This window comes from Paenibacillus marchantiophytorum (assembly GCF_014640555.1).
Lineage (GTDB): Bacteria > Bacillota > Bacilli > Paenibacillales > NBRC-103111 > Paenibacillus_E > Paenibacillus_E marchantiophytorum.
Genome location: NZ_BMHE01000060.1, coordinates 1 through 23,152, shown reverse-complemented (window position 1 = coordinate 23,152; position 23,152 = coordinate 1). Strand labels below are relative to the sequence as shown.

15 protein-coding genes are annotated in these 23,152 nt (G+C 46.6%); 1 reads left to right on the top strand and 14 read right to left on the bottom strand.

Features of this window, described 5'->3' with window-relative positions; all coding sequences use genetic code 11:
• Positions 1–17 precede the first annotated feature (17 nt).
• The 3 genes from IEY34_RS31900 to IEY34_RS31890 are packed head-to-tail and all read right to left on the bottom strand — an operon-like array spanning position 18 to position 3,622.
• Complete coding sequence (locus tag IEY34_RS31900) at positions 18–1,196, bottom strand: ABC transporter permease (RefSeq protein WP_189019661.1); 1,179 nt, start codon at positions 1,194–1,196, stop codon at positions 18–20.
• Positions 1,193–1,915, bottom strand: a complete 723-nt coding sequence (locus tag IEY34_RS31895; RefSeq protein ID WP_308423093.1) for an ABC transporter ATP-binding protein — start codon at positions 1,913–1,915, stop codon at positions 1,193–1,195. The genes IEY34_RS31900 and IEY34_RS31895 overlap by 4 nt, the downstream gene beginning before the upstream one ends.
• A gap of 33 nt (positions 1,916–1,948) precedes the next feature.
• Positions 1,949–3,622, bottom strand: coding sequence for a permuted SH3 domain-containing protein (locus IEY34_RS31890; RefSeq protein ID WP_189019660.1), 1,674 nt, complete (start codon positions 3,620–3,622; stop codon positions 1,949–1,951).
• Between the two features lie 241 nt (positions 3,623–3,863).
• On the opposite strand from IEY34_RS31890, the gene IEY34_RS31885 reads away from it, so the two are divergent.
• On the top strand, positions 3,864–4,322 hold the full coding sequence (locus IEY34_RS31885) for a GNAT family N-acetyltransferase (RefSeq protein WP_189019658.1): 459 nt from the start codon (positions 3,864–3,866) through the stop codon (positions 4,320–4,322).
• Positions 4,323–4,714: 392 nt separating this feature from the next.
• Here the strand turns inward: IEY34_RS31885 and IEY34_RS31880 are convergent, their stop codons facing one another.
• The 11 genes from IEY34_RS31880 to IEY34_RS31830 all read right to left on the bottom strand — a co-directional run bounded on the left by IEY34_RS31880 (position 4,715) and on the right by IEY34_RS31830 (position 22,671).
• Positions 4,715–5,812 carry a mandelate racemase/muconate lactonizing enzyme family protein gene (locus tag IEY34_RS31880; RefSeq protein WP_189019656.1) on the bottom strand — a complete coding sequence of 366 codons (1,098 nt, stop codon included), beginning with the start codon at positions 5,810–5,812 and terminating at the stop codon, positions 4,715–4,717.
• A gap of 46 nt (positions 5,813–5,858) precedes the next feature.
• Positions 5,859–6,587, bottom strand: a complete 729-nt coding sequence (locus IEY34_RS31875; protein ID WP_189019654.1) for an SGNH/GDSL hydrolase family protein — start codon at positions 6,585–6,587, stop codon at positions 5,859–5,861.
• Between the two features lie 59 nt (positions 6,588–6,646).
• Entirely contained in the window at positions 6,647–7,417 is a 771-nt protein-coding gene (locus IEY34_RS31870; RefSeq protein WP_189019652.1) for an SDR family NAD(P)-dependent oxidoreductase, read from the bottom strand.
• Between the two features lie 66 nt (positions 7,418–7,483).
• Positions 7,484–8,161: a GntR family transcriptional regulator gene (locus tag IEY34_RS31865; protein ID WP_189019650.1), complete on the bottom strand. Its 678-nt coding sequence runs from the start codon at positions 8,159–8,161 to the stop codon at positions 7,484–7,486.
• Between the two features lie 111 nt (positions 8,162–8,272).
• The gene (locus IEY34_RS31860; protein ID WP_229757937.1) at positions 8,273–10,723 is read right to left on the bottom strand and encodes a glycoside hydrolase family 27 protein; all 2,451 of its coding nucleotides are present in this window, start codon (positions 10,721–10,723) and stop codon (positions 8,273–8,275) included.
• 90 nt (positions 10,724–10,813) lie between these two features.
• Complete coding sequence (locus tag IEY34_RS31855) at positions 10,814–12,490, bottom strand: extracellular solute-binding protein (RefSeq protein WP_229757936.1); 1,677 nt, start codon at positions 12,488–12,490, stop codon at positions 10,814–10,816.
• Between the two features lie 126 nt (positions 12,491–12,616).
• Positions 12,617–13,513 (bottom strand): carbohydrate ABC transporter permease, encoded by an 897-nt coding sequence (locus tag IEY34_RS31850; RefSeq protein WP_189019648.1) that lies wholly within the window; start codon positions 13,511–13,513, stop codon positions 12,617–12,619.
• A 15-nt stretch (positions 13,514–13,528) separates the two neighbouring features.
• Positions 13,529–14,383 carry an ABC transporter permease gene (locus IEY34_RS31845; RefSeq protein ID WP_373291377.1) on the bottom strand — a complete coding sequence of 285 codons (855 nt, stop codon included), beginning with the start codon at positions 14,381–14,383 and terminating at the stop codon, positions 13,529–13,531.
• Positions 14,384–15,513: 1,130 nt separating this feature from the next.
• Positions 15,514–17,820 (bottom strand): helix-turn-helix domain-containing protein, encoded by a 2,307-nt coding sequence (locus IEY34_RS31840; protein ID WP_189019647.1) that lies wholly within the window; start codon positions 17,818–17,820, stop codon positions 15,514–15,516.
• A 21-nt stretch (positions 17,821–17,841) separates the two neighbouring features.
• Positions 17,842–20,226, bottom strand: coding sequence for a glycosyl hydrolase family 95 catalytic domain-containing protein (locus IEY34_RS31835; RefSeq protein WP_189019645.1), 2,385 nt, complete (start codon positions 20,224–20,226; stop codon positions 17,842–17,844).
• A 144-nt stretch (positions 20,227–20,370) separates the two neighbouring features.
• Positions 20,371–22,671, bottom strand: coding sequence for a glycoside hydrolase family 95 protein (locus tag IEY34_RS31830; protein WP_189019643.1), 2,301 nt, complete (start codon positions 22,669–22,671; stop codon positions 20,371–20,373).
• Between the last annotated feature and the right edge of the window lie 481 nt (positions 22,672–23,152).

Sequence of the window (23,152 nt, the reverse complement as noted above, 5' to 3'; positions counted from 1 at the left end):
GAATTACCTCCTAAAAATTAGTCATATCTAAGCGCATCAATAGGTTTTAACTTAGAAGCTTTGTTGGCTGGATAGAGACCAAAGATGACACCGACTAACGCAGAAAATAAGAAAGCATAAAGACCTACGTTAATTGAGAGACTTGTTTCCTGACTCGGATTCATATAAGGCCAGGCCAGGGATAAACCAACACCGACAATCAGTCCGATCAATCCGCCCATGCCGCTGATTAAGGTAGCTTCCACGAGGAATTGAAGTAAAATATTGCGGCGTTTGGCGCCAATCGACTTGCGAATACCAATTTCACGCGTTCGTTCACTGACGGTCACGAGCATAATATTCATAATCCCGATTCCGCCAACAAGGAGAGAAATCGCAGCTACAGCGACTAATTGATTCGTCAATGTGCTGGAAGCTGCTTGTCTGGCAGTAATTAATTCGGATGAATTGAAAATGTTGTAGCCTGACGTGCTTTTAAACTTGTTATACAAATAGCGTTCGAGTACTTGTTGTACTTTGCTTACCGCATCCCCGTTCACCGCTTCTACATACGTAGATCGAATCGAACCTAATTTAAAATCTCTGCTCATCGTTGGCAAAGGTACAATCACTGAACTGTCTAAGGAAGTGCCGCTCGTATTCGAGCCTTTGCTTTTCAATACACCGATGATCGTGTACATGTAACCATTGACATTGATCTCTTCATTGATCGGATCATCCTTGCCAAAAAACTTTGTGGCGACTTCGGTTCCGATAACCGCCACATGATTCCGGAAATCCAGGTCTGCCGCCGCGAGGAATCGACCATTGTCGACTTCCCCTTTTTGCATATCCAAGTAGCGATCATTCGTGCCAATTACGTTATAGGTTTGCGTTGTCCGATCATATTTAATGCTTGTGCTGTTTCTGGTCATCGTTGGCGCAATAGCGCTAATGCCCGATGTCCCCTCCATCTCCATCAGTTCTTCATATTTCAACTGTGTAGCGCGTCCATTTCCCAACAAATTAACCGTTAGAAGATTGGTTCCCAGTCCTTCATATTGTTTCTCGATCGACTTCGACGTGCCTTGCCCGATGGAAACGAGCGTAATCACCGAGCTGACCCCAATAATAACGCCCAGCATCGTCAAAACGGTCCGCAGCGGATTGGAACGTACGGTAGCCATCGCCATTTGGAAAAGCTCCCAAATTCTCATGAGGAAACCGCCTCCTGCGCGACCAATGTAGCTAAAGGTTCATTGCGAACATCTTTGATTATCTCACCGTCACGCAAGGTAACGACACGTTTGGCGTTATCGGCGATGTGATTATCATGGGTAATCAACACAATCGTATTGCCTTGTTGATTCAATTCTTTAATCAATTCCAACACTTCAATCCCTGTCTTGGAATCCAGAGCACCTGTCGGCTCATCCGCCAAAATCAGCGATGGCGATATCGCTAAAGCTCTGGCTATCGCAACCCGCTGCTGCTGCCCGCCGGAAAGCTCACTTGGTTTGTGATGTCCACGTTGCCCCATCCCCAGCTTCTCTAACATGAAGTTGGCTTGATCCTTGCGCTGTTTGGTCGGAATACCGGCATAAATCATCGGCAGTTCAACATTTTCAATGGCCGACAACCTCGGGAGCAAGTTGAATTGTTGGAAAATAAAGCCGATCTTGCGATTTCTAAGTTCGGCAAGTCCATTATCGGACATATTTTGAGTAGCGACTCCGTCCAGGGCGTACGTGCCTGAACTTGGAATGTCCAGAAGCCCAATCGTGTTCATCAAGGTAGATTTGCCCGATCCACTCGGACCGATAATCGCTACAAAATCACCTTTTTCAATATGAAGGGTAATTCCCTTAAGAATTTGCAATTGCTCCTCACCTCGAGCATAGCTCTTGGTGACTTCGTTCAATTCAATGATATTCATTCGTAGGGCTCCTTTCCGGAAGCTGATTCCTGTCTACCGTGCTCCGCCACCGTTTTGGCCGCCACCGCCACCACCTGCGTTGCCACCACCCTGGAATCCGGCAGGTGGACCTCCTTCTCCGCCTGGGAAGCCGCCTGGCATTTGCTGCTGAGTTGTCGTTGTCGCTGCTTTCCGCGTCGGCATGACCACTTCATCGCCTTCTTGCAAGCCGCTCATAATTTCAGCTTGCGTCTTGCTGCGAATCCCAATTTTAATCTCGCGCTCCTCCGTCGTACCGTCCGCCTTCTTCACAGAAACAGTCGACTTGCCTTTGGTCGTGGTAATCACTTGAATCGGTAAAACCAGAATGTCCTTTTTATTCTGAATATAGATCTCCGCTGTTGCTGTCATCGCATATTTCAAATCATTCTGAGCTGTATTCGGAATGGCAACAACCGCATCATAAGTCGTTACGCCATTCGTGGTCGTTCCTACGTTAGACACCGATGTCACTTCACCATCGAATGATTTGCCCGAAATCGCATCGATTTTCACCGTGACCTTTTGTCCGACCTTGACACTTGTCAGGTCTAGCTCATCTACTGCAATCGCCAGCTGCATCGTGCTCAAGCTAGCTACCGCGCCCAAAGTCGTATTGGCGTTAATCTGCGCGCCCACTGGATAATTGCGAAGAACATTGTTTTTACTATTGGCAAAATCGGCAGAGAAGACGCCATCGAACGGTGCTTTGATCGTTAACTGATCAATCTTTTGCTGCGCGTCATCCACTTTGATCTTCTGACTTTCAATAGCCGCTTGTTTACTGATGATATTCTTCTGCAAATCGTCGTTGAACAGCGTCGCGATCAATTCGCCCTGCTTCACAGTCTCGCCGTCTTTGAACTTCATGCTTTTCACCGTTCCGCTCGCATCAGAGAATATCGGCGACGTTTTCACATAATCCAAAGCGACCTGTTCCGTGGATTCCACTTTGCTGTCTCCGCTGCCCACGCTGCCTTTGACCTTCAAGCCAGCAGACAAGGTGCCATCGTTAGCAACCAGCACTTCCACATCAACCATTTTATTCCCATTGGCATCTGCCTTCATATCGTGACCAATCGTATTGACACTGCCAACTTTGGATAATAAATACCCGTCTACTGTCAACTCGACATTATCGCCTTTGCTCAGTTGAACAGCCGATTGCAGCGGGAAAGGCAGCTTCACCTTAAATTGTGTCGTATCCGAAACCGTTCCGATTTTCGTCGTTTTATTCACTTGACTGCCCACATCCAAATTGGATGCCAAGGTCAGCTTGCCGCTGATTGGAGCCGAAATTGTCATATGGCTTTGCTCATCCTGCAGCTCAGCCAATTCTTTCTCCAGCTGCTGCAAGCTGACTTGCGCTTCTTTCAAATTCGTTTCCGTAGAAGGTACCGAAAGTTCGACCAGCACATCCCCTTTTTTTACAGCTTGATTTTGCGTCAAATTCATCGTTTTAATAATGCCGTCTACCGGAATAACGATATTTTGCTTATCTTTGGCATCCAATTGAGACGTCCCAGATACGGTGGAAGTAATCGCTCCTTTGCTTACTTTCATCACCTGCTGTTGCGTCGCCGCAGTGGCTGGCTGCGCCTTTTGATTTATGTACACGTACGTTCCTGCTCCACATAAGATCGCAGCCAAGACCACAATGATCCATTTTTTCTTCCGACCGAATTTCATCGATAAATCCCCTCTCCCATGTCCCGTAGCTCCAAATGTCATTATCCTAAGTACATCTTCACAAGAATCAGTGTAAGGGCGGTGGCTGAAACCCGTCTGAGCATCGGCTGAAAGTAAGTTGAATACAAGCTGAACGTTTGCTGAAAAGCGGGCAGCCTTACTAGGTGAAAGCCAAGCATCGAGTGGATTTCCCTGTGAGAATCGTTATAATGAATGTACGAACCAAGTAAGGAGGATACTCATGTCATTAATCATTAGAAATGCTGAAGCCAGAGATCAAGACAGTTTGACGGAATTAATGTTCGCTTACATCGTTGGTTTCTATAAGAAACCTAAACCCGATACTTCCAAAATCCATCAATTAATTCAAACCTTATTGGATCATCAAAGAGGGATACAATTCGTGGCAGAACAAGAGGGAGAATTAGTTGGATTTGCGACTCTTTACTTCGCCTTCAGCACGATGAGAGCCGAAGAAATCACGATTATGAATGATCTATTTCTGTATGAACCCTATCGGAATACGGAAGTTGAAGATCAATTGTTTATGCACTGCCAACACTATACACAGCATGAAGGCTATGCCTACATGTCGTGGATTACTGGTACCGATAATCAACGTGCACAACAGTTTTTTGACCAAAAAGGCTCTGTGCGCAGCGAGTGGGTCAATTATTCCTTTGTCCCCCCTGCTCCATAACGGACAAAGAAGGTGGAGAATGGCTAGCGTGGATAGCGGAACCACGATTCGCGCATGCTCCGTTTTGCCCGGCTTCGCCGCCCTGATAAATCAGCCTCTTCTTAGCGGCAAAACCTAATAAGGGAACTGGGGGACGCTAATCAGGCAAAAAGTAGGGATGCGAGGGTACTAGCAAAACTACAGGGTCTTATTTCCACAAAAAGCGTAAAAATTCCCATAAAACAGCAAAATAACGACCTGTAGTTCCCCCAACCTCCCGATACTGACACTTTTGGCTAGGAATAACGCACCATAGTTCCCTTACGTCCGCGCGAGGCAGCTGGAGTAATTCCGCGTTCACTCCAAAACAAAAAGACTGCCGATGACTCGGCAGTCTCCCTTATACAATCGTGTTATTTCACACGATACTTCTCAAAATATTGCGGAATGACCTCTGTGGAAGCACCAGGCATTTGCGGCAGGATGTAGTGCCCGTCACGAACCGTCGCTGGTTCCACGAAAATTTCGCGAATCCATGGAATGTATTCCAGCATAATCGCATTCGACGTTGAAGCAACCAGATGCTGATGGATTTGCCCCATATCGCCTACATGCGGAACAATAGGCAAATCGTAGGAAGCAGCAAGTCCCGCTACTTGCAGCCACTCGGTGATACCGCCGACGCGCGTGCAGTCTACTTGCACATATTCTACAGCACCAGCGTGGATGTAATCACGAAAAGCATACTTGTTATACACATGTTCGCCGAGCGCAATTGGCACATTTAAGGCATCGGCAAGCTTTTTATGACCCATGATATCATCCGGATTCAGTGGCTCTTCCAGCCAGAATAGGTCGAACTCCTCCAACTTTTTGCCCCATGTCATGGCCGTATTAATATTCCATTGTTGGTTGACATCGATCATCAGAATTATATCTTTCCCGATGACGTCTCTGACCGCTTTGACTCGTTCATAATCTTCCCGATGATTTGGCTTCCCGACCTTCATTTTGACCCCAGTAAAGCCCTCTTCAACATAAGAACTGATGTCTTGCAGCAATCGTTCCTGCGACCAATTCAACCAACCGCCATTCGTATTATAGGCTTTGATTTGTTTGTCTTTGTGTCCGCCAAGATATTGCCAAAGCGGCTTGCCCGATGCTTTCGACATAATATCCCACAGGGCAATATCTACCGCGGCAAGCGCCATATGCGTAATGCCCGCCCGGCCAATCCAGTGCATTTTGCCAAAACGAAGCTCATCCCAGATGCCCTTCACCATGAAAGGATCTTTCCCCAGCAAAACAGGAGCATAATAATGGTCAATAGTATCGGCAATCATCTGATCCCCATTCGCGCAAGTCCCCGTGTAACCGTAGCCCACAATGCCTTCATCCGTATAAATGCGGACACCAGGCAATCCCCAATGCGTCGGCGAATTAATGGCATCAGTAATCGGCGGATTCAAGGGGACATGCAGAATAAAACTTTCTACTTTAACAATTTTCATACTCATTTCTCCTCCAATTTTGAATTTCGGTGCGTGAACTCTCCAGCTAGGTTAAAGGCGCTGAACCCGGCTGCTTCACGAACTCAGGGACCTCTTCATTTGACAGGTAAAATAGGTGAGATAATAAGGTTGTGGCGATGACCCAATGGCCATCGGAGTTCGGATGTATCCCATCACCTGAACGATAGTCAGCACATTTCTCACGTTCCACTTGACGATGATGAAATAATGGATCATAAATATTCACAACCCGCTCAACCACCGATCCCAAACTAAGGATCCAGTCCGCGTAAATTCGAAGCACATCATTATAGTGTTGATAGGGGGTTTTATAGCTGTAAGCCAGCTCACCTTCTGGCAAAAGAGTGCCCGCCTCCACACACAGCGGATCAAAAGGCGGCGGCGTCATGACGATGGCTTTGGCGCCGCAACGATGAATGAGCCGAATCGCCTTCATCATACCCTCCTGATAGGCTTCAAATCTCTCGGTTGAAAAGGGAGCATATATGCCATCATTCATCCCATAGCCGATAATGACCCAATCTGGTTTGGTTTCTTGCAGTACGCTTGCTAGTCGATCATGGACACATGGGCGTGGAAACGGATGATCATCCTCCGATAAGCCGGATGCCGTTTCACTGCTTAGACCCCGATTGATGAAGGTGTACGTATTTTCTCTTCTAAATTGCTGACAATAAGCATCCATATACGTTATATAAGTGCCGTCCTCGGTAATACTGTCGCCTAGTAAAATGATTCTAATTGGTTCAGTCATCGATCATTTCCTTTCTCATTCAAATTATAGTGTTTCATATATCGTGTATGAAAATACTTTCAATAACCCAAAGATGCCCCGCCATCCACGGTTAAAGCAATACCCGTCACAAATTTAGACTGATTGCTCGCTAGATACAGCGCCGCCTGCGCGATCTCTTCCGATGTCGCGCATCGGCCTAACGGATGCATCTCCGCCAACGCTTGAACGGTCGCTGCCGGATCAGGCTGTTGGCCGATCCACTGCTCCAATAGCGGCGTCATGACACCGGCTGGGCAAATGCAATTCACGCGAACGCCGTCCTTGGCATAATCGAGCGCCAGGGATTTGGTCATCGCAATGATCGCGCCTTTGCTCGCAGCGTAAACGGGGTTCTGCAGCTGGCCGACTACGCCGTTCAATGAAGCCATGTTCACGATATGTCCTTGCTTCTTGCGTATCTCTGGGATGCAATGCTTAATCATCAAGAACACGCTTTTTAGATTAATATCTAGCGTACGCGTCCATTCATCCTCTGTGACTTCTTCTAATGGTTTGGGCAGCACAACAGCCGCATTATTGAACAATATATCCACGCTTCCCCAAGCAAAAAGCGTCTGCTCAACTAGTCTCTTCACTTGCTCCTCGGATGAAACGTCGGCTTTCACAGCAAGGGCACGCTGAGCGCCGGAAGCGGCAGCATTCATTTCAGCCACAACCCGCTCAGCTTCTTCACCGTTCCAATCTGCGATAACGACATGGGCTCCCTCACTCACGAATCGTTTGGCTGCCGCTTCCCCAATCCCTGATCCAGCTCCTGTGATGATCGCGACTTTTCCTTTTAAAAGCATTCTACCCAAGCACCTCCGCTAACAACCTATGATAGGCATGTATCACTTGTCATGCCTGACAATTCTCTATTCAACACCGGTTCTCACGAACAACTCGTTTGTCCTCTTTTGCGAATTTCTTAAATGAATGGACATCGCTTCAGCGGCGCCTTGTGAATCTCGTTCCCTTAACTTCTGTAAAATAGCCTCATGCTCCACCCACTCCACCTTCGTCGTGTCTACATCAAGCGTTAATTGAATAAAGCTGAGATAACGCTGAACCTGTTCCATATAACCTCTGACCAAATTTGCAAGATTGGCATTGTCACAATAGGCAAGAATGGTCCCATGAATCGATGTATTCATCTGGTCGACAACCTCTAAACCGTTCTCTGCGGAAGGCGGATTGTCATGAAGCGATTCCATCGTATCCTGCAATCTTTCCAGAATGTCGACAGGTAATCTCAAAGTTGCTTTCTCCACAGCTAAGGGCTCCAGCTGCATTCTAATTTCATATAACTCGTTTAAGTCTTTGAGACTCATCATCGTCACGAACATTCCTTTGAACGGTATGACATGGATAAAGCCTTCCGATTGCAACCTCGAGAGCGCTTCCCGAATTGGAATATTGCTGACTTCCAATTGGCGCGCTAACTGATCAATATTAATTTTTTCGCCTGATTTTAATTTATGCGAGAGAATATCCTCTTTCACGATGCGATAAATCTCTTCGGTTAAATTGACACGACTAATTTTACTGCTCATATGACCCACACCCTACGTTTTCTTTTAATATATCATGTATGATTGTAGGGGATCAAGCTTTTTATAAAAGCAAAGCCCTTCTTATTTAGCAAGAAGGGCTCCCTTTCATCCTTAGGGTGTAACGATCAGTGCATCGGAAAGCATGTACGTGCCTGTTTTCTTCACGGCTTTGAACGTATGTGTGCCACTTGCCAGTCCTGCGATGCTGTAGAGCGATTGCTGCGCAAGGCGGGTTGCATTGTAGGTGTTCACGGTTTGTTTGAGCACATTATCGATATAAATGTCGACATTCCCTTGCCCGGCATCCTTCTCCGTAATCCATTCGATCCCTGTTCCCGTAAAGGAAAACTGCAAGTAATCATTGTTCGTTTGGGTGAAATGAACATCATTGTTGTAATCGCCAAAGCCACGATTGCCGTTCAGCGACCAACTGCCTGTGTAAGTAAAAGCAGGGTCTGTGTTATTGTACGGAATTTTGTTATCTTTCACATTCAATTTATCAAGCAGCATGTAAGTTCCTGACTTTTTCACCGCCTTAATCGTATGCGAACCACTGGCTAGCCCAGATATGCTGTACAGCGTTTGCTGCACAAGACGACTCGGATTGTACGCATTAACGGTTTGTTTGAACACATTGTCTACATATATATCCATATTGCCTGAGGTCGAATCCTTTTCAGCGATTAACTCAATTCCCGTACCCGTAAACGCATACTGAACATAATCGTTATTCGTTTGCGTGAAATGCACATCATCCTGATAATCGCCGAACCCCCTTGCACTGCTGAGGGACCAAGCGCCGGAGTAAGTTATCGACGAATTCGTATCATTCACTTGTGCTGGAGATGGCACGGCAAAAACCAGCTTATCAACAAGCATATAAGTCCCCGTTTTCTTAACGCCTTTAATCGTATGAACACCATTCGGGAGACCGGAAATACTATACACTTTTTGCCCAACTAAGCGGGTTGCATTGTACGTATTCACCGTCTGTTTGAACACATTATCCACGTAGATATCGATATTTCCTTGTGAAGCATCTTTTTCTGTTATGAAATCGATCCCCGTGCCTGTGAACGTATATTCAAAATAGTCATTGTTCGTCTGGGTATAATGAACATCATCCTGATAATCGCCGAACCCCCTGTTGTAGCTTCGCGTCCAAGCACCATTGTATTGAATGCCTGTATCATCATCATTGGCAGTAACGGATCCACCTAGAACGGATACTTTCAGCAGTCGAGAGGCATGCGAAGCCAAATTCACAGAACTGTAGCTGCTGTTAAAAGTACCCAGATCACTGTGGCTCCAAAGGTCCCGCACACTTGCTGGGCCATTCAGACCGAGATCACTCCAATTCACAGTTACGGTAGCATTGGCGCTCCCCAGATTATATAACCCAACCGTATAAGTCCCATCCCCGTTATTGGCGTACCAAACTTGTTGATTGGAAGCCATCGAGACGGGGTGCGCCGGGTGCCCAGCTTGATTGACGGCAATCACTTCATCATTCGTTAGGAGTTGAATGCCATAGCTGTCCAAGTTCGTCAGATCATTCCCGGTATACAACTGGGCGGATGACATGGCCCAAAGCGACATCGCCGTTTGCCGCTCATCCGGTGTAATACCGTCCATCGCGCCGTTCCCGATATCGAGGGAGTCGAAATCGTTCCAGCCCCCCGGACCCGCTTCCCGCCACCACTGATTAGCATCAGGGAACAGCCTTGCAATATTCGGCCACGCCGTTAGCGCTGTGGTTCCACAATAACATTCGACATCCCAATCTACACGCCAACCGTTGGCATATTGCTTCCACGTACTGGCATAATTATGATCCAGCGCCCATGAGAGTTCGAACCAAATTTGATGCGGAGCCAAAGCCTGGGCCCATGCTTTCACATCGTCACGCGCATCAATGGTTGTATCATTATGACCAGAACCGGGCGTAACGCTATCGAATTTGACGAAATCAACACCCCAGGAGGCGATTAGATCCGCGATGGATGTGATGTAGCTTTGAGCGCACGGATTAGCAAAATTGATTTTGTAGCCAATGTTCCAGTAATCCGCTGTTGTTAAGGGCTGCACGACGATATCCTGCGCATGGCAGGATGTGCCATAGATCGGCAGATTGGCATTGTACACCGCAGGTGACATCCCTGGGATAAAATATAAGCCAAACTTTTGCCCATTATTGTGTACATAGGTAATGACATCACTCAGACCATTCGGATATAGCGTCGTGCTTGGAACTGGTCGTCCGTAAGCATCTGAGCCTCCGCTCCATCCTGCATCTACATTAATATAGGTGTAGCCGTGAGACTGCAGCGTTGTATGCATCGCATCAGATTGCGCTTTGATCTGAGCAGCAGTAATCCAATTCGCACTATTGGTGTAGCTTTGCATGCTGTAACTGCTCCAGCCCATCAACGGTTTTTGCGCCAAACCGTTATTCGCTGCTTGCGCAACTTGCTTAGTCACCGGTGAATACGCAACCAACAATAAACTCAGAAAAATTGTTAAAGAAAGAAGAAATTGCGCTTTTTTCATTTTTTTACCCACATCATACATCCCCTTTGAGGTTCAATTGGCATAAAAAAGCCAGGTGCTTAATAACGCGATCAAACACCTGACCTGACTTCTGTTTAACAATTATTTTTTAATGGCTGCTGCATCATACGCCTTTTGTAAGATTTCGAGGTATCGGCCGATTTTCAAGTTATCCAGACCTTTGACATAAGCATCCCAGTCCTTCGTCAAATCTTTATTGCCTGTAATAAATTGAAGCGCACTTTGCTCGATGTAGTTTTTAATGTTCGTTTGTAGAATAGTGGCTTCATCTGTTAGAGCCGGATCGATCCAAACTGCCCACAACGGGAACAATTCTTTAGGCTCGTGTCCTTGGTACAGAAGGGTTGCATCATACAATCTGCGTTCATAGTTTGCAGAGTCATAAATGTCCGTTCCTTGTACAAAGCTATCCCGGTAAGCCGCTGGTTGGTAGAAGTGCCCCATACCGCTCCAGCCGGCGTTGTGCGGAGGCTGACCATCCACGGCAGGAATCGTTGCGATTTGCGGTGTTACTCCTTTACCTAGCGCAACCTCGCCTTCCTTTGGTTTTCTCCAATCGATGCCTTCCATGCCGGAAGCTGCATTCGTTTGACCTTCCATCGTGAACATATAGTCAACCATTTTGATCAAAGTGATTTGTGCTTCTTTGCTTGCTTTATTCGTAATGACGAATTTGGCGCCTGGCGTCAAGCCGCCTCCATCATGCGTTGCAAATGAACCGTGTGGTCCAGTTAGTGGCGGTACGGCATTATAATCTGCGGAGTTTTTGTTGCCTTTATCGATATTGACGAAAATGGCAGGGTGCATGCCCGCTCCAGCTCCTAGAATCTGGCCGCTGGCGTTCTCGCCAATTTTTTTGTAAGCTTCCGCATTTTGTGTGAACGCACCTGGATCAATCAGCCCCTCTTCATAGAGAGATTTGATATAGGTGAGTCCTTCTTTCCATTCAGGCTTATTGGCCGCTGTATCGACTTTGCCGTTCTTTAAGTTCAAATAATTACGGTCATCATTATAAATAAACCCATTCATCAGGAACGGTATGACACGTACCCCGAAATCTTCAATCGACCCGCTCAGCGGCACTTCATCCGCTTTGCCGTTTCCGTTAGGATCGTTTTTCTTGAAAGCTTGCAGCACTTTTTTGAAATCTTCCGTCGTTTTTGGCATTTCGAGATTCAATTTCTTCAGCCAACTTGTATTGATCCACATCTTGTTCGGATAGGAACAGTGGAAGCATTCCGTATAGGAGCCGAGCCCATAAATTTTGCCGTCAGGCGCAGTAATGAAGCTTTTGAGTGTTGGCTCTTTGGCCATCGCTGCTTTGATATTAGGTGCATACTGATCGATCAAATCATTGAGCGGCAGGATGACACCTTGCTTGCCAAATTTCAGCAAATCAGCTTGCGAGAACTGATCGATATACGAAGTCAGGATGTAGGAATCCGGATAATCGCCGCTTGCCAGCGAGATTTGACGTTTTTCTTTGGCGCCATCGTAAGGGATGACATCAAATTTGAATTTCGCGTTGAATTTATCTTGCAAATGTTTCGTGAACAGATTCGTATTCAAATCGATCGTGTTATCCTGCTGAGCAAAAACACTGATTTGCACCGGTTTGCCTGATTGCGCCGCACCTGGTGATGCTGTCTCTGATGTAGGCTTCGTAGTGGCCGAATTTGTATCGGTATTGGAACATGCAGCTACAAGCAAGCTGGCCATTAGTACGCTGGACAAAGCTATGACTGATCTTTTTTTCAAGTGGATCCGCTCCCTTTTTATTATGGCTAATCGATCTATAGGTAAACACGAGGGCAGGCATTATCGTATAGTCATCACCCCTTTCAATTCTTCAAAGTTGCTGCCGTTCCTTCTTTCCTGAGCAGGTTACCCTTTCACAGATCCTACCAGCATCCCCTGCACGAAAAACCGCTGCACAAATGGATAAATAATCAGGACAGGCAAGGTAGCAACGACAATCAGCGAATATTTCAAAAGTTCGGCTAACTGCTGTCTTTCCACTAACTTGATTGCATCTGTGGCGTTCGAGCTGTTATTCAATATAATGATGCTTCGCAAAATCAACTGCAGCGGGAATAAATTAGCTGTTTTCAAATAGATCAGCGCATCAAAATAGGCATTCCACTGACCAACTGCATACATCAGGACAAGCACAGCAATGATCGGTTTGGACAAAGGAACGACCACACTTCTCATGAACCGGATGTCGCTGCAGCCGTCAATCTCACTGGCATCAATCAATTCAGCTGGAATCGAGGCTTGAAAGAACGTTCTTGTAATGATGACCTGCCATACCCAGATTGCATTCGGAATCAACAGCGCCCAGCGCGTATCGATAAGTCCCATTTGTTTCACGACCAAATACGTTGGAATCAAACCTCCGCTAAACAGCATCGTGAACGTGATCAGCATCATGAGAATGTTCCGGCCAAAAAAGGTGTGTCGCGACAACGGATACGCAATCATGATGGTAAGGCTTACACTAACAATCGTCCCGATTGCTGTGTAAAAAAGCGAATTCGCATAGCCGGTGACAACCTTCGGATTATCCATCAGGCTTGCATACCCTTTTAACGAAAAATCCACGGGATAAAGCCACACACGACCGGAAGTTACGGCCGATGGGCTGCTGAAGGAACTGCTTACAATATAAATCAGTGGATACAAAACGACGATCAATAAGAGGCCCAACATCACATAAATGCCAATTAGAAATAGTCTGTCTCCGACTGAATCTTTAATCGCTGATTTCGTCGTATTCATGTGTTTCAGCCCCTTTTACCAAATACTTGTGTTAGACAATCGCTTCGCCATCATGTTAACCACTACCAGCAGCACCAAATTAATCAGTGAATTAAACAAGCCAACTGCGGTTGCGAAACTGTAGTTCGCATTCAACAGACCGATTTGGTAGACATAGGTAGCAATAATTTCAGAATTAACCTTGTTTAGCGGGTTTTGCAGCAAATAGATTTTCTCAAAGCCAATCGACATGACACTGCCTACATTTAAAATAAACACAATCGTAATCGTCGGCATGATGCCCGGCAGATCAATATGGCGAATCTTCTGAAACCTGGAGGCGCCATCGACTTTGGCCGCTTCGTATAGCGCTGGATCTACCCCAGCCAAAGCTGCCAAGAAAATTACGGCCGAATAACCGGCTGTTTGCCAAATGTCCGACCATACATAGATGGAACGGAACATGCCAGGTTCACCCAAGAAGTTGATCGAATCCAGTCCCATGTGATTCATAATGACGTTAACGAAGCCCAGTCTTGGAGCTAGAAATAACATAATGATCGACACCATCACGACTGTAGAAATGAAGTAAGGAGCAAAAGACACCAATTGAACAAGACGTTTAAATTTGCCATTTCGTATCTCGTTGAGCGCTAAAGCGAGTATAATCGGTATCGGAAAACCGACAATTAGCAAGTAGCCGCTAATGAGGACTGTGTTCTTAATTAATGTCCAGAAGATCGGATTTTCGAAAAACAGCTTAAAATGTTTGAAGCCCACCCACGGACTGCCCCAGATCCCCTTAATGACGTTGTAATCTTTAAAAGCCAAGACGGCATTCACCATCGGGTAATATTTAAAAATAAGAAAGAATAAAACCGGCGGTATAATGATCAGATATAATTGCCAATGCTTCTTGAAGCTTTTTGAGGCGGCTAACGCTAAGCCTCCACGTGCTTTACCTGCTGCTCGACTTGGTTTCATGACGACACTCTTTTCCAAATGATTCCCCCCAATGCATTCTGCCCAATATGATAGCGCTTTCTATATGGCTGATTATAGGGCGTTATTCCGCTTTCCGTATAGGTACATCTGCGTCATTTTGCGAACAAATAGCCCGATTTCAGCGGACATTTTGTGCTTGAACAGCCAATTTCCCCTGGTATGGCCAGGAGTGACCAGGAGTGACCGGGCATGGCCGGGCTGGGCTGGGCTGGGCTGGGCTGGGCTTGGCTGGGCTTGGCTGGGCTGGGCCGGGCCGGGCTGGGCTTGGGCATCGTGCATGTCACACGTTCCCGCGAAAGGCCTCCCTCCCCCGTTGACCTAAAGGAAAACCTGGCCTGCAGCCAGGCCACCCAGTCAATGAACCTAAAGGCAAACCCAAGCCTCCTAGCGAACTCAATACCCTTTATTCGCTCAAAATCGCTCATTCTGAAAATCTTATGAACTCCAGACGCTCTATTTCAAACAAATGATCACCATTCGGCCAATAAAGTGCCGGGTAAAGCTAACTGAGTTTATTAAATCTCCAAAGTAGCCAATTTCTCCTCTATAAGCATCATACAGTTCATTAGATGCCCTTGAAGACCGAGAATCGTCGTAGCAAAGAAAGCTGCGATGGACACCCATAAGAAAACCGACTTCGCCGCCCCGAGAGATCAGCCTTTAAAAACGTCCACTCCTGAGGGAACTGTAGGACGCTATTTCGGCAAATAGCAAGGATGTTGGGGTATTCGCGGAACTACAGGGTCTTATTTCCACCAAAAGAGCTGAATTTCCCACCAAACAGCAAAATAGCGTACTGTAGTTCCCTCCACCTTACGATAATGACACTTTCGGCTATATTAGCGTACTGTAGTTCCCTCAGCCTGCCCTAGATTGACACTTTGTACTGAAACAGTGGCTTGACGTTCCCTTATTTTCGCGGGAGATAGCTAGGGTACTTCCTCGTTCACCCCTAAACCTACGAATTCTGCAAATCAAAAAAACCCAACCGCTAACGCGGTCGGGTTCTCAAGTTTCTACTCTTTAATCGACTGTCTAAATGTCGTCGGAGACACGCCCATCACCCGTTTGAATGCTCGGCGGAACGAATGGGAACTGTTGTATCCGACATGTATAGCGATTTCATCGACGTTATATTCATTGTGTTTCAATAATTCAGCAGCGTGATCCATCCTTACCTTTTCCAAATGGTCGGATAAATTAGTGCCTGTGACCTCTTTGAACAACTGGGAAATATACTTTTCCGGACGCTCCACTTTTTCGGCAATGCGATACAGGTTCAAATCCGGGTCCGCATACATTTCTCCAATGTAATCGTTGATCTGTTTCACCGTTTTGATATGAATGTCACTTTTCTTGCTCGAAATAAGTCCGCACATCGCGACAATGATCTCTGTTATTTCTCGGGAAATAACCTCGGTGCCCTCTTGTGTCTGAATGCCGATGATTCGGTCTTTCATTTTCTCGAACATGGGCGATTCCATCAGTGCTTTTTGATCGAGCAGCTTGAGCAGCGTACCTTTCAATTCACCGATAAACTGATGCTTCATCTCCATCGACAGTTCCCTGTTTTGCGTGTTTTGCTCCATAATGGACTGCACGATACGCTCTGCTTCTTCTACGTCTCCTGCTCTGATCGTACTAATAAGACGCAGTTCCACATCAATCGGATAGTAATAGGTATTGCTTTCGATTCGTGTCTCGCTGAACCAAACCATCCCTTTGCGATTCATATACACAGCGTATTCCAACGCTTGCCTTGCTTGTTCGTACGCGTGGCTAACTTCAAGAATCGAAGCAAATGGATCTGACATAGCAGCCGTAATTGTGATCCGATACTCGCCAAAGGCCGTATCCGCAAGCCAAGTCAGGAGCTGTTCGATATCCTCTTTGCGAACTTCCTCCAATTCCTCCTGAATAGCAGGTGTGAAAATGGCTACGATTCGGTCTGAACCCAAATCTGTCATATGGATGTCCAGACGGCGGCCTGACTCCAGCAAAATTTGCTTCAAAATTAGTCTTGCAGCGTTAAGCTCATTCAAAATTTCAACGCTATCCATCCCCGAATAGCCGTTAATTTGCAGAATCCCAGTAAAGCCGACCGACATGTTCAGACCTGTATCCGCTTGTGCGGCGGCCGAAGCAATCTCTTCCTTGGATTGAAACTCCCCGGCGATTAACCGCTTCAAGAAAGCATCGCGAATGAGTGGAAGCTGCCGATTCAATTCGGTTTCCAAGCGTTTATTATTGGTCAGAATATGCGAGATATTCCCTTGCAAAAAGTCGTATTCGTTACGCCCTAATGTCTCATCCTTGCCAAACTGTTCCTTCATTACACCAAGCAGCCGATTGATTGGAGCCGAATTGCGATAAGACAGCATAAATCCAACAATAAGCCCAATGAATAGCGCCACACCGGTTACCGACCAGGTGATATACTTGATTTTATTCGCATTTTCCATCAAATTATGTCTGGGAATTCCCGCGCGATACACCCAACCGGATTGTTCCGAACGAATCGTGATGACGAGGTCATCCTGATAGAATTGACTCATTTCCTCTTTATTCAGTCGTTTATCAGACGATAACTGTTCGATCTCCTGCTGATTGATCCCTTGCAAACTAAGCGTATGCCCCTGAGCATCACTTATATAGGTCCAACCTCCGTCTGGATCACGCAGACCCGATAATAAACCGTTAATGGTTTGTTCATCCAGAATCGTTACGACGGTTGCCGGCGCAGAATCGTTAAAGCTGTCTAATGGGAGCGATTGCATAAAGGTCATTACCGAGGTTTGAGTGCCATTGTTCATAAAAGGACTGAGCGGCATCATTTCACTTCGGTGCGTCTTATCCAAGATCGTGCTCTTCCATTGCTCCAACGTTAGATTGGTATAATGGGAAGTCAAATAATAATGTTCAGGTCGAAAATAAGCATTTCCCGGCGTAATAATAACGTTGAAATTTTTTAGATAAATATAAAAATGTTTTAAAAAATCGTTGGTTTGGCTGTAAGCCTTAATATCTCTGGATATTTTCCAGATCCCATAAACATTCGCTTTCTCATCAACCAAATTTTCAGTTAAAAGCAAGCTCAAATCTTGATTTAAAGCTAACTGTCGCGTGAAACTTTCCACTTCGGCGATCCGCCGCTCCAAGATTTCTTGGCTCTTTTGCAGCTGGGTCACCTTATTCTCAATAGAAATCGATTGCGTTACCGAGATCGCCGTACGATAGGACATGTAGCCGGCAATACTTGGGATGATTAGAATAATAATATAAGAGATCAAAAACCTTCGAAAGATACGCGAATACTTAGGCACGACAGCTCCCCCTCCTTGTGCTTAAGCCCGTATGAACCGAATATGCTCGCCTTGTGTGGTTTCGATCGTTATGAGGCTGTCTGTCCATACGGTTTGACCGCTAGAACTTATCATTTTCGCTCCTTGATCCCACGGATTATAGAGCCGAAGCAGCGTACCCGCTTCACTATAGATCTCGATCCATTGAATGTCACCTTGATTAACCAGTGCACTGACGAGAAATCCGCCAACTGCGCGCAAAGTGGTAAACTCGGCATCGATTTCCAGATTCCAATTCGGAAAAAAGCGCAAAATACCCTTGTAGCTTTGCAGCAAACATTCATTGATAACCGCTGGCAAAGCAAAATTCTCGAACCATATCCCCATTTTACCCATATAGCCATATCCGGTTGTGTCCGAATATCTGCCTCCAGCTTGCAGCAGTTTATCTGTGCAGGTGCCGTTCGGCAGTAGGCAGTAGCCGACATGGCGTTTGAAGCGTTCCAGATCGAGCTGTCCTAAGCGAGCCCCCGCCATATGATAGAAAACGAGATCATTTCCCCCCTCATTACGGTGATTGCGATAGGAATTTACGGCAATCTCATACGTTTCCGGCGGCGAATGCAGCCCGTGATCTTCCCCAGGGAAAATCGTCGAAACTCCATTAGGCACATTATAGACCACTTCCGGATCTTCGCCTGGCACAGAAACGAACACCTTGCCCCGCTGGGAATCTGCCGTCGGATAGTCTGGAAACTTCAGCAGCACCTCGTCCACTTCAGCAAGCAGTTCGGCTTCTGCTTCATTAAACGACAGCTCGTCGCAGGCTCTAATAAACGCTTGAAATAGGAACTTTGTTAATGTTAAATCCACAATGCAATCCCTATTCTTCTTGAAGCCTGGTGTTAATTCATAGAGCTCCGGTACAACAGTAGGAAAAATATGGTAACGATCATCCCCCCAGGCTTCGCCATGGGCATCCGGTCGTTTCATATAATCAACCATAAACAAAACCGCTTCCTTCATCGGCGGGAAAGCCCGATCAGCCAGAAAAATTTTGTCCATCGTATACAAATAATGCCACCAAAGGCTTTGCACCGTCCATGGTGTTTCACAAATCTCCCAGCCCCAATGCGGCACAGGATAAGGCATCACATTCATGTCAACGGGATAGGCGGAATGTGGATAATAGGCTCCACGCAAACCATAATAGTCGCGCGCCCATTTTTGACTAATTGGCAGCACATGATCCACCATGCTCACATAAGCCAGATGCTTATCGACATGATTGCTTGAGAACGCATGCCAGAAGGGCTGCTGCGTATTGTAATTCATATGATAATCGCCATGCCACTCGGCGCCAATCATGCCATAGCTCCAATTGGCAAAAATGCCTGGGCAAGTGGCTTCTGCTTTCACAGAGCAATGAAAGAAATACAAATTTCGGTACCAGATTTGCTCCAAAAAGGCATCCCCAAGGGCTACACCAGACCGTGACCAATAAGCTTCCCAACTCAGATTAGCACTCGAGCAAGCTTCATCGTAGATCAGCTGTGTTGGCGGTTCGATCGGCTTTACTATTTCGGTAATGACGGACGCAAGTCCTTCTTCTAACTGGACACAGACGAAGAATTCATCGCTGGGCGCTAACCGCAGCTCCAGTTCATGCTCACTTGGCGATACTGGAATTGAAGCCGAGAGTATGGCGGATAGTCGGAATGCGCGGTCTGAAGGAGCGCTGATTGGTTCAGCCCCAGCTTTCGCTTGATCGCTGCTGGCATAAGGCAATGTCTGGTAGAACCCTGCCATCTTGCTCGCAAGGTTGACCGTTGGCTGATACGGAGGAATCTCTTGAGGTGTGGAAGGATCCGGAATTAGCTTCATTCGATTGATAAAAGAACCCGCAGTTAGGCGCGAGCCTGCTTCTTTGATCGTTGCCCACAGGCGATCTGTCTGCTGATCAACAAACACTTGCAGCGTGACCGGAGTTCCTTCTACCAGAAAATGAATATCGCAAATCCCGTTATCGATATGCAAGGTGTGGCCGAGCACTTCTGTCGTTCGTTGATCGAAGCCTAGCAGCAGAGAACCGCATGGCATCGGTCGCGGGTACGGAAAACTGTAATTTTCAGCAGCCATCGCTACATAATCCTGATACCAAGAATCTTCCGTTAGTGAAGCGTAATGCTCGGGTATGTCTTTCAATCTGGCAAATAAACTGTCAAACGTACCTATCTTCTCTTGATTATGTTCAGCAATTCGAATATCCCATACATTATTATGTCCAAAATGAATAAGCACCGAATCGGGCCGAGTCGTGACAACGGCTCCCAATCCCCCATTTCCTAATAAAGCGCCTTCAAAAAAATCTGCAGCCGGACGATCTGCTTGAATAGGATGCCGGCTTGCCTGATGTATTGTGTTCAAATAGATAACCTCCCTAATGAAGTACCCAGAAGCAAAAAGTCTAAGTTGATATGATAGCGCTTACTTCCTACACGCCTGATTATATCGACTTTGCTTGTTGCCGCCTAGGTACACTTGGGTGGCTAGCATACAATTTTCCTGTTTCTACACTGTCACTTGCAGTACGCCATTTAGCTTGAAGACTGCTCCTGCTTGCAGTACAAGAGATTTCACGTTATTGCGATAATGCAGTTGCACATTGCCTGGTGAGAAAGATTGAATGGTTGCTTCGACAAGTTCTCCATCCTGCCAGACGAGATCAACTTCTATGTTTCCCTTAGCGCGAAGGCCAGACACCTTGCCTGTTGACCAAGCTTGGGGAAGTGCGGGAAGCAGCTGAATGCCGCCTATTCGGCTTTGCAGCAGCATATCGGCAATAGCCGCCGTTCCCCCGAAGTTGCCATCTACAACGAAGATTTGTTTTTCTGCTCCGGCAATACCCGGTTTCGAATAGGTCAGCAGGTTGTCGAAGCATAGTTCGCCGATCAAATGGGTCAAATGCTTCACGGCATTCTCGCCATCGTGCAATCTGGAGAAGCTGGCAGCGAAAGCGGCAACCGTGAACTCCACATCCTCCAGTTCTGCGCGAGTCATGCGATTCTCCAAAGTTGTTCTTGCCGCTTCGCTTAATTCCGGTGTCCCCTGAACCGTTATTTGATCCCCTGGATACAAGCTGACCAAATGAGACAAATGACGATGATCCGGCTGAGCTTCTGCATAATCCTCAAGCCATTCCTGCAACTGTCCTCGCTTGCCAATTTGCAGGGGCGGCAGCATCGCGATTGCTTGCTCCAGCCGCTTTTGCAGGTCTTTATCTACCTCAAGCAACTCGGCCGCCTCCAAACAGAAGACGAATAAATCCCGCACTAACACTTGATCAAGCGTAGCGCCCATTGACAATTGATGCTCATTGTCTCCAATATAAAAGCTGTTCTCCGGTGAATTGGACGGACCCGTCACAAGCCAGCCATAGGTCGGATGCACCGTCATGTAATCGAGGAAAAATGCAGCCGCATCCTTGAGCACCGGATAAGCGCGCTCAGCCAAAAACGTTCTATTCAGGCTGTATTCATAATGTTCGCGCAATTGCGCCGCAATCCATAAACCGCCTGTCACATTCAATCCCCAAGACGTTTCCCAACCGGGAGCCGTAAAGCCCCAAGCATTGGAAAAAACATGCGCTGCCCAACCTTCACAGGCATAAAACTGCTTCGCAGTTCTTTGGCCCGCTATGGCTAATTGCTCAATGTAGGAAACTAACGGGAGGTGACATTCTGCTAAATGACTGACCTCGGTGGGAAAATAGTTCATTTGCGTGTTAATATCCAGATGATAATCACAGCTCCACTGCATCCGATTCGCTTCCCCATCATTCCAGATCCCTTGTAAATTCAAAGGCAGCGGAGAGTCTGCGCGTGAACCGGCAATCATCAAGTAGCGCCCGTATTGATAAAATAGCGCATAAAGCTGAGGGTCATCCACTTTGTTTGCACGGAACAACCGAACTCTTTCATCGGTAGGCAGAGATGATGCCTCAGAATGACCGAGATCCAGGTTAACCCGGCCATATAACTGCTGGTAATCGGCTAGATGATTGGCTTTCAGCTGCGCATATCCGAGCGCAATGGCGCTCTCCACTTGTTGTTTGGAATCCTGCAGCCACTGCTCATCGGTTTTGTGATAATCGGTATTGACAGCCACATAAATGCAAGCTTCATCTGCGCTTGTCACGACAATTTGCGATCCATCTGTCGCAACAGTGCCGCCTTGAGCGACCACCTTGAACATGCCCTGACTGCGCACGCCGCACTCCCCATTACTATGCATCGTCTCCGTTGCTTGTCCGCCTATGACGATCGTATCACCATTAACCGTTTGAATCCCAAATCGATCCGTCAATCCCTCGACGCTGAGTGTAAAGGAAAGACCCCCCGCCAGCTCACTCCATAACCGTGAAACAATAACGTGGTCCGCATGCGAAGCAAACGTCTCTCTGTGGTAACGACTGCCCTTGCTTTCATATGACGTATGTAAAATAGCATTATCCAACTGTAATTCACGCTGATAATGTGTTCCCTCCTGCTCCGTTTGCAAAATGAGATGACACATCGGCAAATTCGTGCCGAAATTTTGCTTTTTAGGCTGCAGCAGCCGCTTGGCCTGATCTTCTCCCTGCTTGAAATCTCCGGCAAAGAATAGCTCGCGCATCGCTGTCAAATCACCTATTTCGTTGTCCTCGCTTGCGATTTCTTCCATTTGCCCAGACCAAAAAGTAACTTCAGACAATCGCCATGTTTCTTGCCTGCTTCCCCCATAAATGACGGCTCCCAGTCTCCCGTTCCCGATAGGCAAGCCCTGCGACCAATCCAACGCTTCCGTTGCATACCATAATTTCATCTCATTCATGTCAGTTGCCCCCTTGATTTATCATATACTATTTATCATGTATGATTTAATAGTAACATCGCTCCCATTCGATGTAAAGATAGGGTTGCAATACTTGCTAATAACTATTTCTTGGGAAATAATATATGCAATTGTGGGCGATAATTTATACTGATTACACCTACGCCTGGCATCCAATCCCAGTGATGAATATCCATTCCCCAGTTCCAGTTCCCCATTCACTTTGGTGATTCTTGATCATTTCTATCCATACGTTGTCAGCAATCTTCTCCAGTGTCAACAAAATCAGCTCATCTACAGTTCCACATGATTCCCAAGTGATACCTTCACTGAATCACCGAAGAATCAGCAGAAGCTTGCGATTCCGTCTTGAAAACATGTTGAAAAGTCCAGCGTGAGTTCGGCGAACGGATCGGTTGGTTTTGGTTTTGGTTTTGGTTTTGGTTTTGGTTTTGGTTTTGGTTTTGGTTTTGGTTTTGGT